The 16,905-nt window shown below is 69.6% G+C and carries 14 protein-coding genes; 9 read left to right on the forward strand and 5 right to left on the reverse strand.

Features of this window, described 5'->3' with window-relative positions; all coding sequences use genetic code 11:
- Positions 1–115 precede the first annotated feature (115 nt).
- The gene (locus HHX35_RS17975; protein ID WP_182899940.1) at positions 116–1,081 is read left to right on the forward strand and encodes a 4-hydroxy-3-methylbut-2-enyl diphosphate reductase; all 966 of its coding nucleotides are present in this window, start codon (positions 116–118) and stop codon (positions 1,079–1,081) included.
- A 24-nt stretch (positions 1,082–1,105) separates the two neighbouring features.
- Here the strand turns inward: HHX35_RS17975 and HHX35_RS17980 are convergent, their stop codons facing one another.
- Positions 1,106–1,612 carry a DUF6542 domain-containing protein gene (locus HHX35_RS17980; RefSeq protein WP_182899941.1) on the reverse strand — a complete coding sequence of 169 codons (507 nt, stop codon included), beginning with the start codon at positions 1,610–1,612 and terminating at the stop codon, positions 1,106–1,108.
- A 9-nt stretch (positions 1,613–1,621) separates the two neighbouring features.
- Positions 1,622–2,923: a DNA recombination protein RmuC gene (locus tag HHX35_RS17985; protein WP_182899942.1), complete on the reverse strand. Its 1,302-nt coding sequence runs from the start codon at positions 2,921–2,923 to the stop codon at positions 1,622–1,624.
- Between the two features lie 109 nt (positions 2,924–3,032).
- Here HHX35_RS17985 and ychF point away from each other — a divergent pair, with 109 nt between their 5' ends.
- Positions 3,033–4,121 carry a redox-regulated ATPase YchF gene (gene ychF / locus HHX35_RS17990; RefSeq protein ID WP_182899943.1) on the forward strand — a complete coding sequence of 363 codons (1,089 nt, stop codon included), beginning with the start codon at positions 3,033–3,035 and terminating at the stop codon, positions 4,119–4,121.
- A gap of 20 nt (positions 4,122–4,141) precedes the next feature.
- On the opposite strand, the gene HHX35_RS17995 is transcribed toward ychF, so the two are convergent.
- A complete protein-coding gene (locus tag HHX35_RS17995) occupies positions 4,142–5,065 on the reverse strand; it encodes a tyrosine-type recombinase/integrase (RefSeq protein ID WP_220505552.1) in 924 nt (307 codons plus the stop codon).
- Positions 5,066–5,904: 839 nt separating this feature from the next.
- Between HHX35_RS17995 and HHX35_RS18000 the strand changes: the two genes are divergently transcribed.
- The gene (locus HHX35_RS18000; protein ID WP_182899944.1) at positions 5,905–6,669 is read left to right on the forward strand and encodes an SUMF1/EgtB/PvdO family nonheme iron enzyme; all 765 of its coding nucleotides are present in this window, start codon (positions 5,905–5,907) and stop codon (positions 6,667–6,669) included.
- Between the two features lie 87 nt (positions 6,670–6,756).
- Here HHX35_RS18000 and HHX35_RS18005 read toward each other — a convergent pair whose 3' ends face one another.
- Complete coding sequence (locus HHX35_RS18005; RefSeq protein ID WP_220505553.1) at positions 6,757–9,129, reverse strand: RICIN domain-containing protein; 2,373 nt, start codon at positions 9,127–9,129, stop codon at positions 6,757–6,759.
- 533 nt (positions 9,130–9,662) lie between these two features.
- Entirely contained in the window at positions 9,663–10,139 is a 477-nt protein-coding gene (locus HHX35_RS18010; protein WP_220505554.1) for a GNAT family N-acetyltransferase, read from the reverse strand.
- A gap of 142 nt (positions 10,140–10,281) precedes the next feature.
- Here HHX35_RS18010 and HHX35_RS18015 point away from each other — a divergent pair, with 142 nt between their 5' ends.
- The 6 genes from HHX35_RS18015 (at position 10,282) to HHX35_RS18040 (ending at position 16,901) form a co-directional block, all read left to right on the forward strand.
- Positions 10,282–10,728: an RNA polymerase sigma factor gene (locus tag HHX35_RS18015; RefSeq protein WP_259405175.1), complete on the forward strand. Its 447-nt coding sequence runs from the start codon at positions 10,282–10,284 to the stop codon at positions 10,726–10,728.
- Positions 10,721–11,644, forward strand: a complete 924-nt coding sequence (locus HHX35_RS18020) for a hypothetical protein (protein ID WP_182899947.1) — start codon at positions 10,721–10,723, stop codon at positions 11,642–11,644. The genes HHX35_RS18015 and HHX35_RS18020 overlap by 8 nt, the downstream gene beginning before the upstream one ends.
- 309 nt (positions 11,645–11,953) lie before the next feature.
- Positions 11,954–12,595, forward strand: a complete 642-nt coding sequence (locus HHX35_RS18025) for a hypothetical protein (protein WP_182899948.1) — start codon at positions 11,954–11,956, stop codon at positions 12,593–12,595.
- 352 nt (positions 12,596–12,947) lie between these two features.
- Positions 12,948–13,958, forward strand: coding sequence for a conjugal transfer protein (locus HHX35_RS18030; protein ID WP_182899949.1), 1,011 nt, complete (start codon positions 12,948–12,950; stop codon positions 13,956–13,958).
- 50 nt (positions 13,959–14,008) lie between these two features.
- Positions 14,009–14,296 (forward strand): hypothetical protein, encoded by a 288-nt coding sequence (locus HHX35_RS18035; RefSeq protein ID WP_139577384.1) that lies wholly within the window; start codon positions 14,009–14,011, stop codon positions 14,294–14,296.
- Positions 14,297–14,318: 22 nt separating this feature from the next.
- Positions 14,319–16,901, forward strand: a complete 2,583-nt coding sequence (locus HHX35_RS18040) for a TcpE family conjugal transfer membrane protein (RefSeq protein WP_182899950.1) — start codon at positions 14,319–14,321, stop codon at positions 16,899–16,901.
- Positions 16,902–16,905: the final 4 nt, after the last annotated feature.

Here is a 16,905-nt window from a genome sequence, read left to right on the forward strand (position 1 = left end):
GTCGTTATTGCTCTAAGGACGGACATTTCTGCTCCCGGGGAGATGCGTATCTGGTACACCCAGTCTTGCAAGACCAGGGTCAAGGGGCGGCTCGCGTTCCACATAGCATAGGAACATGGACGTGCAGACCTCAGCGACCCGCCGTGTCCTGGTCGCCAAGCCCCGCGGCTACTGCGCGGGTGTCGACCGTGCGGTGCAAGCGGTGGAGCGGGCGCTGGAGCAGTATGGCGCGCCAATCTACGTTCGCAAGCAGATCGTGCACAACACCCACGTCGTGAAGACGCTGGAGGAGCGCGGCGCCGTCTTCGTGGAGGAGACCGAGGAGGTCCCCGAGGGCGCCATCGTCGTCTTCTCCGCTCACGGTGTCGCGCCCGCCGTGCACGAGGAGGCCGCGAGCCGCGGTCTCCGGACGATCGACGCGACGTGCCCGCTGGTGACCAAGGTGCACAACGAGGCCAAGAGGTTCGCGGCCAAGGACTACGACATCCTGCTCATCGGCCACGAGGGGCACGAGGAGGTCGAGGGCACCGCGGGTGAGGCGCCCGAGCACATCCAGCTCGTGGACGGGCTCGACGGCGTCGAGGACGTGTCCGTACGGGACCCGGAGAAGGTGGTCTGGCTCTCCCAGACGACCCTCTCGGTGGACGAGACCACCGAGACGGTCGCCCGGCTGCGGGGGCGGTTCCCCAACCTCATCGACCCGCCGAGCGACGACATCTGCTACGCCACCTCCAACAGGCAGACGGCCGTCAAGCAGATCGCCGCCGAGTCGGACCTGGTCATCGTCGTCGGCTCGGCCAACTCCTCCAACTCCAAGCGGCTCGTCGAGGTCGCCAAGGACTACGGCGCCGCCGCGTCCTACCTCGTCGACGACGCCTCGTTCGTACGGGACGAGTGGCTGGAGGGCGTGCGCACGGTCGGCCTGACCAGTGGCGCCTCCGTCCCGGAGGAACTCGTGCGGGGAGTGCTCGCCAAGCTCGCCGGCCACGGTTTCACCGAGGTCGAGGAGGTCGAGTCGGTGCAGGAGAGCATGCGGTTCGCCCTGCCCCACGAACTCCGCAAGGACCTCCGCACGGTCTAGCCCGGGTGCGGCGCTGATCCGGGTTCACTCGTCGGCGGCCCTGCCGTACACGCGGGGCTCGAAGTAGCCCTCCGGCTCCGGGTCGAACGTGCGGACGCGCCCACGGCGCGAACGGAAACGGGAGGCCGGAGTCGGCGTGGGCGCGGGCGCGGGCGCGCCGCGCATCTCCCTCAGGCTGGCGGGCAGGCCGCGCACCCACGCGACGCCCAGCGCCAGCGCGGACCCGAGGAACAGCCACGGCGCGCCGGACGACAGCGCGGTGAACATCCCGAGCCCGAACGTCTGGAGCATCGAGCCCGAGCGGAGCGCCCGCACGAGCTCCACCAGCAGCGCCGCGACGAAGAAGACCAGCGGAGGCGTCACCACCAGCGGCAGCAGGTCCCGGGGACGCACCAGCAGGACCGCGGCGAGGCAACCGGCCACGAACGCGGGCCCGGGCAGGAACGGCATGCCCACCAGAGTGATCACGAAGAGCATGACGATCGCCCCCCGAGCGGTCAGCCGCACCCCCGCTCGACCGGTGCCTGTCATCGGGCCCCCTTACGACAAGTCTCGCGTCAATTTACCGTTCTGACGATGCGGGGGAGGGGGGCTTACCCGCTCTTCACCTTCGAGTTCGGGGATGGCGACCGGCCGGGGGACCTCCTCCACCGCCGACGGGGCGTCGAGCGGGTAGTCCACCAGACCGAGGTCGTTCATCCTCCGTGCGCTGACCAGGACCCTGCTCTCCAGCGAGCCGACCGTCTGGTTGTACGCGGTGACCGCTCTCGTGAGCGCCTTGCCCAGAGCGTCCACGTGCCGTCCGAGGCCGCCGAGCCGCTCGTACAGTTCCTTGCCCAGATCGAAGACGGCCTTGGCGTTCTCGCTGACCGCGGTCTGCTGCCAGGCGTACTGCGCGGTGCGGAGCATCGTGACGAGCGTCGTGGGAGTGGCGATGTGGACGCGCCTGCGCATCGCGTACTCCAGCAGTCCCGGGTCGCGCTCCAACGCGGGCGCGAGGAACGCCTCGCCGGGAATGAACAGGACCACGAACTCGGGCGACGGATTGAACGCCTGCCAGTAGGACTTGGCGGCTAACCGGTCCACGTGCTCGCGCACGTGCCGCGCGTGGGCGTCCAGCCGGGCCGAGGCGAACTCGGGATCGGCGGCCTCGGCCGCCTCCAGGTAGGCCGCGAGCGAGACCTTCGCGTCCACGATGACGTTCTTGCCGCCGCTGAGCCGTACGACCATGTCGGGCCGGACCACGCCGTCGCGGGTGACGGCGCTCACCTGCTCGTCGAAGTCGCAGAAGCGGGCCATCCCGGCGATCTCCGCCACCCGGCGCAGCTGCAGCTCACCCCACCGTCCCCGGGCCTCCGGCCGCTGGAGCGCCCGCACCAGCGCGTCCGTCTGGGCCTTGAGCCGATCGGAGCTCTCCCGTACGAACTCCATCTGCTTGCTCAGCTCGGCGCGGGCGGCGCGGGCGCCCGACTCGCTCTCCCTGAGCTGGCTCTCCACCTTGGAGAGCGTCTCCCGCAGCGGCGCGACCAGGTTCTCGACCGCCTGCCTGCGCTGGTCGAGGTCCCCGGCCGCCTCGGCCCTCGTGGTGTTCAGCCGGTTCTCGGCGAGTTCGAGGAAACGCAGGTTGGCCACGTCGAGGGCGTGTGCGGAGATGGCCTGGAACCGCTCGGTGAGCTGGTTTTCCATGTAGGCCACCTTGTCCTCGGCCGCCCGCGTCCGCGCCTCGGCCTCGGCCACCCTGGCGGCCTCCTGGGCGGTGCGGCCCGCGGTCCGCATCCCGGCCAGGGCCGCTCCGACCACGACGCCGATCACCAGTCCCAGTGCGAGAGCCACGACATCCACGGTCTGGATGATTTCAGGCATTGGCGTGCCAAACAGGGAGGCGCGCCTGGGAGCGGGCCGAGGCCGTCGATGTCAGGCGCACCCTCCGAGGCCCCTAAACTCGTGGTACGTGAGCCTGAGCATCGGCATCGTCGGCCTGCCCAACGTCGGCAAGTCCACGCTTTTCAACGCCCTGACCAAGAGCGGGAACGCCCTGGCGGCCAACTACCCGTTCGCCACGATCGAGCCGAACGTGGGCATCGTCGGCGTGCCGGACTCCCGTCTGGACAAGCTGGCGGAGATCTACAGCTCCGTGCGCGTCCTCCCGGCCAAGGTCGAGTTCGTCGACATCGCGGGCCTGGTGAAGGGCGCGTCGGAGGGCCAGGGCAGGGGCAACCAGTTCCTCGCCAACATCCGCGAGACCGACGCGATCTGCCAGGTCATCCGGGTCTTCTCCGACCCCGACGTCACCCACGTCGACGGCGAGGTGGCGCCGGAGCGCGACATCGAGACGATCAACACCGAGCTGATCCTCGCCGACCTGCAGACGATCGAGAAGGCGCTGCCCCGCCTGCAGAAGGAGGCGCGCACCAACAAGGACCGCAAGGTCCTGCTGGAGGCCGCCGAGGCCGCCGCGAAGCTGCTCGACACCGGCACGACCCTGTACGCCGGGGGCAAGGCGGCCGGGATCGACCTCGCCGACCTGCGTGAGCTGCACCTCCTCACGGCCAAGCCGTTCCTGTACGTCTTCAACCTCGACGCCGACGAGCTGACCGACGCCGACCTGCGGGCCAAGCTCTCGGCGCTCGTGGCGCCGGCGGAGGCCGTGTTCCTCGACGCCAAGATCGAGTCTGAGCTGGTGGAGCTGCCCGACGACGAGGCGCTGGAGCTGCTGCAGTCCGTCGGCCAGGAGGAGTCGGGCCTCGCCCAGCTCGCCCGGGTCGGCTTCGAGACGCTCGGCCTGCAGACCTACCTGACGGCCGGGCCCAAGGAGGCCCGGGCCTGGACGATCCGCAAGGGCGCGACCGCCCCCGAGGCCGCCGGGGTCATTCACACCGACTTCCAGCGCGGTTTCATCAAGGCCGAGGTCATCTCGTTCGACGACCTGGTGGAGGCGGGTTCGATGACCGCGGCCAGGGCGGCGGGCAAGGCCCGCATCGAGGGCAAGGACTACGTGATGCGCGACGGCGACGTCGTGGAGTTCCGCTTCAACGTCTGAATCAGCGCTGTCCGCCCTGCTCATGCCTCCGAGGCCTTGTTCTGGGGCACATCTGGGGCACACGACCAGGCGTCATCTACCGCTCGGCGAGTCCGTTTCTCGGAGTCCGGCATCAGGTGACCATAGGTCGACAGACCGAGGTTGGCGTTCTCGTGCCCCAGACGTTCGGCCACGACAATGACCGATTCACCCTGCATCAGCAACAAGGATGCATAGTGATGGCGCAGGTCGTGAGAGGTAGTGCCCTCCGGTAGCCCGGCAGCGGCAACCGCCTTTCTGAAGATCGTCGTGCCGTAGTAGTCATGTCGATACGGCGTGCCGAATCGGGTGGTGAACAGGGTCCCGTCCTCAGCAGGCGGCCAGTCCTGCATGTGTTTCTCGATCGCCTCAGCGACGACAACGGGGAGTGGTACGGAACGACGGGACCGGCGGGTCTTGGGATCGGTCCTGACCTTGGACTGTGGGGCGAACTGCCACTCCACACGGACGGTCCGCGCCGCCAGGTCGACGTCTTGCGCCCGCAAGGCCAGCAGTTCCCCGAGCCTCAAGCCGAGTCCGGCCTGAACGATGACCATCGCGCGGTTTCGTCTCGGCATGGCGTCGGCCAGCGTCCGCACCTGGTCCACGGTCAGCGGGACGATCCGTTCCCGATGCGCGGCCGGCAACGTCAGCCGGACGACAGGCGAGCGGCCGACCAGACGATCCAGCACCGCCGCCGCGTAGATCGATCGCAGCAGCCCGACGAGGTTGCGCAAGGTGGTTGGGGCGAGCACCTTGGCACGGTCGGCCGCCCACGCCTGCACCTCGGAGGGCACCACGGCAGCGAGGCGGCGACTACCGAGGGGAGTGCCAGCGATGTGGGTCTCGATCAGGCTGACCACCCGGCGGGCTGTTGTCGGGCGGTGTGCGCGACCGGCGACCCAGATCCGGGAGTACTCGATCACCGTCGTCTTGTCTGACGGATCAACGTACTGACCCCGAAGGATGTCGGCCTCGACCTGAGCCAGGAACCGTTCGGCATCGATCTTCCGAGAGAACGAACGCTTACGCTGGCGTCGTGCGTCGTCACGCTATCGGGCCAGGTAAGTGACCTTGCCGTCACGAACCCGTTTCTCCACGCTGCCCATCTCAGGCCACCTGCTTAGCGAGCCAGGCGCGAACGGCAGCCGGGTCGTAACGCAGGTGTCGGCCTACCTCAAGGCGGCCCTAACCGGGCCGCACGCGCCGCCGTCACGGCGCACGCCGCCGCCTCCCGCTGGCGCTCCCGGCGGACAGCGCGCAAACAACGCCGGACGGCTGGCGCGGACGAGTGGAAGGGCCGCCAGACGACAGTACAAGTCCGCTCACAGGGGCTTCGGGCTGAGCTGGAAGTGCCCGCCAGATGCCGGCCGCGCATGGTGATGCCTCCGGCGGGGGCTCTCCGGCTCCGGGGTGGCATCTGAACATACGTGCGGGTTGTGGGGTGGCTCGGGTGGGGTGACCACCCCGCCCGCCATCGACCCAGGCAAGCCCAGCAGACCGCCTCCTCCGCCGCAAGCCCGGCTGTGACCGTTGGCGTCCAATCACCGCGGAAGGTGCACGCGCGCAGGGACACGTCAAGCCGGGCTTGCATCTACGTCGCCGGCCCGCTGCCGCTCCGCGGTGGGTCGACGGCACACGGGGTGGACAGGAGGGGTATCGGTAGCTTCCGGTCCAAGAACACCGCCAGGCAGTTGATCAATGTGCAAGCTGCGAAACCGTCGGAAAAGACCAACCGGCGATCGGGCTGCTAGCGTTCGGCGCCATGTGGACCGAGGAGATCGTGGCCGGGCGACCGGCATGGCGGCATGCCCCGTCGGGCGTGGTGTTCCGGAAGGTTCCGGGCGGCACGTTCCGGATGGGCTTGTCCGACGCGGAGCTCGACGCGGTACGCGCCATCGAGCGCAGCGGCGGGGTCGAGGACACCATCGAGCCGTTCCTCGCGGGCGCCGGGGACGCACAGCCGGTACGCGAGGTGCGGGTCGAGCCGTTCCTGATCGCGCGGCACCCGCTGACGGTGGCGCAGGTCCGGCACTGGCTGCCCGAATACGAGGACCCGTACGCCGAGGCGGGCACCGGCACGGCCCGGCTCGAAGGCGACCTGGACGACCTGGACGACCTGCTCAAGCTGTTGCCGTTCCAGCTGCCCAGCGAGGCGCAGTGGGAATACGCGGCGCGGGCCGGCACTACCACGCTGACCTTCCGCGGTGACGGGAAACCCGGCGAGGACCAACTGCTCGACGACTTCGGCGACGAGACGCGGGTGGCCGCGGCGGAGAACTCGTTCGGGCTGGCGGCAATGGGGTCGGCGAACGAGCTCTGTGCCGACGTGTGGATCCCCGGATTCGCGGGCGCGCCGGCAGACGGACAGCCACGGACCGGCGACGGGCCTCGGACCGTACGTGGCGGAGCCGCCGACGTATACCCGTGGCAGGGCTGCGACGAGTGGCTGCTGTTGCTCTCCGCCACCCGATACGAGCACGCGGAGTTCACGGCGGTTCGCCCGGTCGCACCACTGCCACCCCGCTGAAAGCCATTTCGAGACGCTCCCCGCGGCGCTGGAGGCTGCGCGGATCGCCGGACGCCGCTCAGGCGGCCGGCCGGTGTCACCGCCGGCTCAGCTGCGCGACCACTTCTGGTTCGCGCCGCCGTTGCACGTCCAGATCACCAGCTGGGTGCCGTTGGCGGTGCCGGCGCCGTAGGCGTCCAGGCACTTGTTCGAGCCGACCCCGACGATCGTGCCGTCGGAGTTGAGCGTCCACTGCTGGTTGGCGCCGCCGTTGCAGTCGTAGATGTCGACCCGGGTCCCGTCCGCCGTGCCCTGTCCGTAGGCGTCCAGGCACTTGGTGCCGTAGACCATCAGCTGCTTGGACGGCGTGAGGGTCCAGGTCTGGTTGGCACCGCTGTTGCAGTCCCAGAGTGCGACCTGGGTGCCGTTGGTCTGGGACGAGTTGGGGACGTCGACGCAGCGGCCGGAGGCCTGGCCCCTGATGGGGCCGACGCTGCTGTCGCCGTTTCCGCCGCTGGTCTCGGTGACGGAGAGGTTGTCGAACATGTCGGTCTGGTATCCGACCACTCCGAGCCCGACCTGCCCGGCGTAGTAGGAGCCGTCCGTCACCGAGCCGAGCGCGGTGTCGTCGAGGGTGGCGCTGATCTGGTTGCCCGTGAAGCTGAGCGAGACCGTGTGCCAGCTGTTGGTCCCGAGCGAGCCCCGGGAGCCCGAGGTGAGGGTGCTCACCGTGCCGGACGTGGTGCTCTTGGAGATGGACCAGGCTCCGGAGCTGTTCAGCCGCAGCTGGTAGGCCGCCTGGTGGCTCTGCGGGCGCTGCTGTGTGTTCGCCCGCCCGAGCAGCGTGATCGTGCCGGCCTGCTGGAAGTCGACGTCCACGCTGACCTTGTAGTTGCTCCAGGACGGATCGCCGACCAGGCCGAACGCGTCACTGTCGTCCTGCCACTCGATCGGACGCTGGGGGGTCACCTGCTGGAGGCACTGACCGGACCGGCCGGCGGTGCAGGGCCGGACCTCGAAGGAGCCCTGCATGTCCGAGAAGTACTTGGCCTCGGTGCGGGGGGCGTAGGACTCGAAGTCGTCGGAGTACGGCAGAGCCAGCGGCGCGCGCGCCGGGCCGGCCTCCGTGCCCTTGCCCTGGCCGGTGGTCGTGGTCACCGAGTAGATCCGGTTCGGCTGCATGGTGAGCGAGTAGGAGCCGTTGCTGGGGGTGATGTCCGGCTGCCTGACGAACCAGTCGGCGGGGTTGTTCGAGCCGAGGTTGGTGGCCCACACGTGCACGGTCCCGGTGTTCAACCCGCCCGTCACGTTGACGTTCACCGTCTGCGTGCTCGACGACGTGGTGGTCTCGTAGATGGTCGAGTAGTCGGTGTTGTTCGTGGACTTCAGGGAGATGTAGCTGCCGTTGCTCCGGTTCCCGCCGAGGTATCCGCTCGCGGAGCCGGTGAGGAAGCGCCAGCCCGGCTGGGTGAACTGGGCGACCTGGGCGTTCGCCCACAGGCTGCGGCCCAGCTGATAGGAGCCCGACCACGGTGAGTTGGCGACCGCCAGGGCGGTGGTGTTGAAGGGCAGGTTCGGGTAGAGCGCGGCCACCAGCGGCCAGTTGACGAAGCCCGTCATCTGGCCGTCGAGGTATCCACGGGTGATGCTGCGGATGTAGGGGGCCGAGCCGCTGATGTAGTCCTGCGATCCGAACTCGCTGTTCCAGATCGGCTTGCCGGTGGCCACGGCGTTCGCGCTGGATGGACACGAGGTGGCGTCGCCCAGGTAGCCGCACAGGTAGTGCGACCCGACCACGCCGACCGCGGCCTTGAACGCGGGGTCGCTCTGCATGTCGTCCGCGGTGGACAGGCCGAAGCTGTCGTCACCGACGATCTGCACGTTGCCGTAGCCGTTGGAGTTGAGGGCCGACCGAAGATTCTCGTACCAGGTCTTGTTGTGCCCGCGCTCGTTCCATCCGCCGATGTAGCTGATCGTCAGGCCGTGCTGCTTGGCGCAGTTGAGCCAGGAGATGTCATAGTTGATCATGTCCTGGGACCAGAAGTTCCCGCCGCCGATCCAGCCCGGCGCGGTCCACGGCAGCGCGATCAGCTTGATGTTCGGGTTGCGCGCCACCGCCTGCTCGCCCAGCCAGAACTCGTAGCCGACGTTGCAGTTGATGTCACCGCGGGTGTGCTCGATGCTGGGCTCGGAGCCGTCGGTGGAGTTGGCGTCACCGCCGATCTCCAGTTTCAGCAACTGCACCGCCGCGCCGTACCCGGGCTTGAACAGGTAGTCCAGGATCTGTGAGCGCTGCGTCTCCGGGTAGTCGATGAGCAGCCGGGAGTTGCCGCCGCCGCCGCTGATCGCCCCCACTCCGTCGAACGTGCGTCCCGTCGAACCGCCGTTCACCGTGATGGTCGTCGTGGCCGCCTGGGCCGCCGGCGCGGTCATCACCACGGCGCCGGCGCCGGTCACGGCCGCCGCGACCGTCGCCATCATGATGCGGATCCATTTCCTGTCGCCGACTGGTCGACGTTTGCGCATGCCGGACCTCCGGGGCTGTCCGTGTGGGGGATGAGTGACGGGCGGTTCACCGGCCCTGCTGGATTCAGAGCGGTTGGCCCCAGCACGCTCGGCTCAATACCTTCCGTCATGCTTTCTGTTGGAAGCCGTTTGAAAATGTCAAAGCAGTTAGTACATGTCAAGACCCTGTCAGGCTGGAAAGATGGCGTGTGAACATGGTTGAACTGGCGTGCAGCAGAAACGTGCCTGTCGACCGTCACCTGCCATGAATGTTTCAGGCGTGCGCGTACGTTCGGTTGCGCTCGGTTATGGCAGAGATTGTTGGAACGCGAGCCGTCGAGGTTTCTGCTCATGACCGGCGGACGGCTTCGAGGGTGTGGAGGACGACGGCCTGCACGCGCGCGGCAGCCGCGATCAAAGGCCGGAAGGCCGCTCAACCAGCGCAGCAAACCTTCCGGCCCACGTCGCCAGGATGGCGATCAGAGTCCCGCTTCGACGTCTGACCCTTCTCAGACGAGGTCGCGGTAGTAGTAGAACATCGGCTCGGTCGCCCCGGGCTCGCTGTTGGCGAAGCCGTGCGCCTCGTAGAAGCGGCGGGTGTCGGTGTCCTCGCCGTCGACGTTGATCTCGAGCGTCTCCGCGCCGCGTTCCCGCGCGACGCGGCACGCCTCTTCCAGCAGGGCGTGCCCGAACCGCTGTCCGCGCGTGCCGGGCCGCACGTACAGCTCGTCCAGGAGCGCGGCCGGACCCTCCTGCCAGACGTTGGGCCGGAAGGACAACACCGCGACGCCGACGGCCGGTTCGCCGGTGAGAAGGGCGACGAGGTGGTCCTCGGCGATCATTCGGCGGAGGCGCGCCGTGAGCACCTCCGTTCCCGGTGACGGCGTGTCGAACTCACGGTTGAAGGCGTCCAGCAACTCGGCGACGACAGCGGAGTCGGCCGCCGCCGCCCGCCGTACCAGGTGCTCTTGCCGAGGTATGGCCACCTCCGCACCCTTCCTGCCCAGCCCGGCGGACCGCAAGATATTTTCGAGCATCCGCGGAAGAGGTGGGTGACCATTCCCGGCCCGATCGCGTCTGGTCTGTTGTGACAGACACGAAGACGCGGGGGGCATCATCATCGAGGAGCTGTACCGCGAGCACTGGGCGCTCGTGTGCGGGTTCCTGTTACGCCGCACCCGCGATCCCCACCTCGCCGAGGACCTCGCCCAGGAGACGTTCGTCAAGGCGACCAGGGCGCTGCTCGGCTGGCGCGGCGGGAACCCGGCCGCGTGGCTGCTCGCCATCGCCCGCAACGTCCTGGTCGACCACCTCCGGCGCCACCGCCGAGAGCTGGACCTGCCTGATCCCGACGAGCTCGGCGTGCCCGCGCTGCACGCGGAGTCGCTGGCCGTGCGCGACGTCCTGGATCGGCTGCCTGAGGAGCACCGCAGGCTGCTCACCCTGGTCTACTTCGAGGGCTTCTCGCTGGTGGAGGTGGCCGCGATGACCGGCAGGAAGCACACCACTGTCAAGACGGCCGTGTGGCGGGCCAGAGCGGCCTTCGCCGATCTCTACGGAGGTCCTCATGACTGACGACGATCTGCTGCCGGCCATGCCCGACTTCGATCCCAAGGCGACCCGCCGGGCCGTACGGCGGGGTGTCGCCCGCACCGCGATCACCGTCCTGGCGGCACTGCTCGTCCTCGTCCTGGCGGCGACGGTGGGCTCCGGCCTGATCCAGCGGCGCGGCGACCGGGAGCAGCACATGACCGACGTGCTGGGCACCGCCTTCAAGATCTACAACCCCGGCTACGACGTCGAGATCCGAGAGCGGGGTGCCACCACGCCGCTGTCGATGTCGTTCACCGTGGCCGTCCGGCCGATTCGGGCCGTCGGGAGCTTCGTCGAGGGTTACGTCGGCGTGGAGCATGTCGTCACCCAGGATTTCTTCGGCCACGTGGGCAGGCTGCCGCTCGGCAACTACGCCGGCACCACGCTGAGCAGGGCGCTGATCAACGTGGGCACCGGCAACCAGCCCAAGGAGGACAGCCGCAAGGTGCTGGCCAGGCTCCCCGAGGGGCTCAACGCGCTGGCGGTGGTCGAGTTCGCCAAGCCGCTCTCCATCGGGGATCTGGCCGCCTTCACCGCCAGACACACGTCGCATGCCGACAAGGTGGTCTTCGAGCGGCGTCCCAGGGAGATCCCCATCTCCTGGGGAGGGCCGACCATGTGGGACCGGGCCCCGATGCCGGGAGAGGCCGACGAGCCGATCAAGTCGGACCTCGCGAACTTCCGCCGCTGGGTCGGCATCCTCAAGGACTACGACGACGACAACCTGCACGACTTCGATCTGAGCCTGGCCCGGCTGCGCAAGGCCGCGAACGACGGACTGGCCTACGCCTACGTGGACTCGTCGGCGACGATCGGGGAACTGCGGAAGATCATTGAGGATCCGCTGGTCCGGACGGTCCGCGTGGCGGACGTCACCTACGATCTCGAACGGCCATGAGACGGCCGGGTCGCGCAAAGCGGCGGTCATGGCGTGAGCGGCATCACCCGCCACACCTCTCCCTCCGGTCAGATCCTCCACGACCGGCGGAAACGCTTGGGCCAACTGCCCTAGACGCATTCGTGAGGCTCGTTGAAGCATCGAGATGAGGCCGTTTGGCGCATAGTCGCCGTTTGAATCCCTTTTCGCGACAAATCTCATCGATGCCGTAATCCGGCATGGCGGAAGGGGAGGCGGCCGAATTCGGGCACCGGGAAAAGCCCAGGTGGCCTGACCTGGCGAGGCCCGATCGGGCCCAAGGGGGGAACCATGCATCGGAAATCCAGGCAGCTGGCTCTCGCGGCGATTTTCGTCTCGACGCTCACGACCGGCGGAATCGCGCTGCTCGGCGGCACCGCCTCCGCGGCCGCGAGCGAACCCGGCGGCTCGGTGCGGGCGACGTCGTACACGACCACCATCAGCGAGCCGCTGCTGGTGACCGAGGCCGTACCCATGGCCGGGACGGTGCCGATCGGCGTGCCGAGCATCACGGTCGCGGAGTTCCCGGCGCAGTGGTCCGCCGGGCGGTTCACCGGTTCGAGCCTGCGGAGCGAGGCGTTCCCGGGCATGGGCGCGCCGATGGAGCAGATGGCGGAGGAGGCCCGGCAGAGCATCAGGGACGAGGCGAGCAGCGCCACACAACAGATCATGCAGGAGGCGGCGAGCGCGCAGCAGCGCATCGAGCAGATGTCCCAGCGCGCGCAGCAGCGGGTGTCGGAGCAGGCGCAGTCACAGTCGCAGTCGTCGGCGAGCCAGTCGCAGAGCTCCTCGCTGCCGGAGAGCGCTCCGGGTAGTGCTCTGGGCAGTGCTCCGGAGAACGTCCCGCCCGCGATCTCGGGTCCGGAGAGCGTCCCGCCGGCGGGCATCCTGCCGAAGTCGGGCGAGTCGTCCTCCTCTGAGGCGTGCCAGTGAGGGCGCAGGCGTAGTTCGCGACACGACGGCCCCGCTCCGCGCGGGGCCGTCGTGGGGCGTACGGTCGGTTTCGTTATGCCTGCGAGCTGCGAAGACAGCAATAGGTGGCGGTTAGGTAATCGATGCCCCCGCTGGCCAGGCGTAACGTGCTTTTCCGCAGAGTGGATAGATGTGGGGCGCCTCTACGGGATGTAGACCTGGTTTGCTCGGTCGCGGCGATGCTTGCACCATGGGCGTGGCTTACCTGGAAGAATTGGTGAGACCGCTAGGGTGAATACTTCAATGCGGTTAACCGGATCGAGAGCAAGAGGAAACCGCGCCAGCCGGAGGGATCGGCGCGAGCGGAGGCGTGATGGCTCGCAGGTCAGACGTCCAGCAGGATCCTCGGATCGCTGGCGACCCTGACCCGTACCCACTGGAAGGCTTCGAGGCGGCGAGCGCCGCGCACGGCACGGCCCCCCGCCGTAGAGGCTGGAGCGGCGGTGGAGGCCGCTGGCTCGTCTGGACCGGGCGGGTCATCCTCTGGGCACTGATCGTCGTCATCCTGGTCAACGGCATACGCGCCCCGTTGGAACGGCTGGCGGGGGACGATCAGCCCACCACGACGCCGACCGGCACGGTCACGTCCGGGTTTCCGGCGACGCAGGCGGCGGCCTTCGCCAACCAGTTCGCGGCGGTCTACCTCAACTACGACGCGGCCAGCCCCCAGCAGCGCGCGGAACGGCTGAAGTCGTTCCTGCCGGAAGGCGCCGACGAGCAGTTCGGCTGGAACGGGTACGGACGCATGTCGGCGGGAGCCTTCCAGTTCGCCGGGATCGACGTGATCGACGACCACAACGCCCGGGTGACCGTGACGTACCAGTCGGGGGGCAGCCGCGGTCTGCTGTCCGTGCCGGTCTACTACGACAACGGCGGGTTCGTGGTCTCGGCCCAGCCGGCTCTGCTGCCCGCGCCGGGGCCGGCGGGCCTGCCGCAGCTCCCGGACCCCGACCGCGACTCCGCCACCGAGGCCGAACTGCGTCCCCAGCTCGAAGGCTTCTTCAAGGCGTACGCCGCGGGCAACCAGGTCGACCTCCAGCGTTACGTCGCGAGCGGGGTGACCGTCAACGGGTTCAACGGAGAGTTCACCCTCGCCGAGCTGAAGGACGTCGTGGTGCCGCCGGGCGGTGCCGACAGCAGGAAGGTCACGGCGGTGGTCGTGTGGGCGGTGGCGTCCGGACAGTCGACGGCGGTGGCGAGCCCGTCGCAGGATCCGGCGGCGCAGCCGGCCGGTCTCGAGCAGGCCTATCAGTTGACGATCGAAAAGCAGGGCGGCAAGTGGTTCGTCAGGGACATCCAGGGTGCGAACCGGTCCGTGGGGTAGCGCATGCCCGGCAAAGACATCGCTGATCCATACCCCCGGGAGGGCGAGAGTTGATACTGAAGACCATCGCGGACCACGTCCTTGATCTTGCCGCGCCGTCACCGGCGCCGACGACGGGCATCAACACCGAAGGTCTCGCCGATTTCCTCCGGAAGTTCTTCGCTCCGCTCTTCCTCGCGGTCGTCTCCGTCGTGGCGATCTTCTTCCTCTTCACCCGCGAGATCACCAGGTTCGTCCAGTTCATCATCCTGGCGATCGCGATTGGCGTGATCTTCTACGTTCCCAACATCATCGAGGTGACGGCGAAGGCGATCGCGGGCGCACTTGGCATCAAGTGATCGGGCGGAGAGGAGGTTCGGGGTGGATCTGCCCACATATACCAATATCTGGCGCATTGAGAAGCGGCTGTACAAGCTGTACGACCTACGGCTGCCAATGCCGCTTCCGGTCGTCTGGATCGGTGTGTTCGTGGGTGTCTCCGTGCCGTGGTGGGTCTTCCTCTACCTGATCGGACTGCCGTTCGCGGCCCCCTGGCACGTCATCTACCTCGTTCCTCCGGGTGTGCTCACCTGGCTGTCCACCCGTCCCGTCATCGAGAGCAAGCGCCTCACCGAGCTGCTCCAGTCGCAGCTCCGCTACATGAGCGAGCCCAGGACCTGGTGCCGCATGGCCCCGTTCGACGAGCCGGACGAGATCGCCCTCACGGCGCGCGTCTGGCGGACCACGCCGCCGACAGCGGCGGCGCACGCCAGGGCGGCCCGCAAGGCGCGCCGCGCGGTCTCGGTCAAGGTGCCCGTCCCGAAGGTCTCCAGGACCGGCGCACGGGCGGCCTCGGGCGCCGTCGCGCGGGTGGGCGCGCACCAGGTGGACCCCTCGCGTGTCGTCCGCCCGGCCGTGGCGGCCGCGGCGGCCGCCGCCGCGCCGGTCACCGACGCACCCCCCACCACCCCCACCCGCAGCGGTGCCGCCGCCCGGGTCGGCGCCGTCGGCGACCGCGTCTTCTACCTCACGGAAGCGTCCGCACCGCCCGCGCACCCGGCGGAGCCGCAGATCGGGCACGTCACCGGCCCGGATCGCGAACACGAGCCGCATGAGGGGCACGGCGGGGGACGTGACGCCCACGAGAGCCACGAGAGCCATGAGAGCCATGAGCAGGGCTCTGTGCAGCAGGCGCTCCCTGCCGCTCCCGCCGAGGCTTCGGAGGCGCCCGCCGTCCCGCCCATCGGCACCGAGACGCTGCGCCGCCTGCGCCGGCTCGCCGCTTCGGCCGAACCCCTCACCGTACGGCCGCCCGGGGTGGCCTCCTTCGCCGAGCCGGCCACGGTGGAGCCGGCGCAGGAGGAGCGTCCCGGCGACGCGCGTACGCACGACGCCGACACCGCCGACGCCGCAGCGGCGCCGCGGGAGCCCGAGGCGGACTCCGCGCCCCGGGGGCCCGCCGACGACCCGGACCGGGAGAACACGGCACAGCGGGACGCCGAGGCCCTTGAGCAGCACCGCAAGGGCCGTCCGCCGAGGCTCGTGCGCCCCCGTGTGCCGGTCGGCGCATGGGGCGAGCCGGCGGGCGAGGTGCCCGCGGCCACGGAGGACACGGAGACGGACGAGGACGTGCCGGCCGCGGCGGCTCCTCCGGCGGACGCCACGACCGAGCACGCACCGGCGGCCGACGCCTCCGATGCCTCCGACGCTTCCACGCAGGACACACCCACCTGGATCAGGCCGTCCCACGCGCCGCAGGAGGTTCCGGACCACGCCGGTTCCGGCGCGCACCCCGCCTCGAACCCTGCCTCGCACCCCGCCGCGCACCCCGCCGCGCACCCCGCGCGGGAGAGGACGCATGCGCCGGGGTCCAGGCCGTACGAGAACGCCATGGGCAAGGGGGACGTGACGCCGCCTCCGGCCGGTCCGGCGGGGGTGTCGATCCGGGCCGTGCCCGCGGGGCCCCGCGCGGCCGGCCCGGCCGGTCCCGCCCGGCCGTCGCTGCCCACCCCGGGAACGACCACCCCCGGCAGGGCGCCGCACGAGGAGCCGCCGCGGCTGCGCCGCGTCGAGTCCGTCGTCGGGCGCGACACATCGGGCGGCTGGCGGCGCCTGGCGCAGGTCGTCGTGGGCGGCAGCCGTACGGACGGCATGGAGGCCGACGAGGCCCGGACCCGCATCCCGCTCACCACGAGCAGGCGGATCATGGTGCTCGGCTGCACGGGCGGCGCCGGGCAGACCACCACGGCGTTAATGCTGGGCCACACGCTGGCCCGTTATCGCGAGGACCGCGTGCTCGCGCTCGACGCGAACACCGGAGAGGACACGCTCACGACGAGGATCGCCGCCGAGTCCCCCGAGACGCTGAGCTCGCTCATCGAGGGCTCGGAAGAGGTGACCGGCTACCTCGGCATGCGGGCGTACACGACGCGCTGTGAATCGGGACTTGAGGTCGTCGGGGCGGACACCGACGACCGGGTGACGCAGCGCCTGGCGGAACGCGCGTTCCTGGCCGACTGGCGCAGGACGCTCGCCGCGCTCGACCGGCACTACCGGCTTACCGTGATCGACCCCGCGGCCGCGCTGGCGGCCCGGCTCCTGCCGTACGCCGACCAGCTCGTGCTGGTCGCCCCCGCGAGCGAGGACGCCTCCGAGGCGGTGGCGATGACCTACGAATGGCTCGACGGGCACGGCTGCTCCGACCTGCGGCGCCGCGCCGTGATGGTGATCAACGGTGTGAGCCGCCGCAGCCTCCCCGACGTGGAGCAGGCCGAGGCGGTGGCCAGCGGCCGCTGCCGGGCGATCGTCCGGGTGCCCTGGGAGGACGAGCTGGCCCCCGGGCGGCCGGGACCGGTCGACGTCAATCACCTCCGAATGGGCGGCCGCAGGGCGTACGTTGCGCTTGCGGGAGTGATCGTGAGCGGTCTGGCGGCTGTCCAGGCCAAGCAGGAGGTGGCCAGATGAGGGG

The sequence above is a fragment of the Microbispora sp. H10830 genome, from assembly GCF_014161375.1.
GTDB classification, from domain to species: domain Bacteria; phylum Actinomycetota; class Actinomycetes; order Streptosporangiales; family Streptosporangiaceae; genus Microbispora; species Microbispora catharanthi.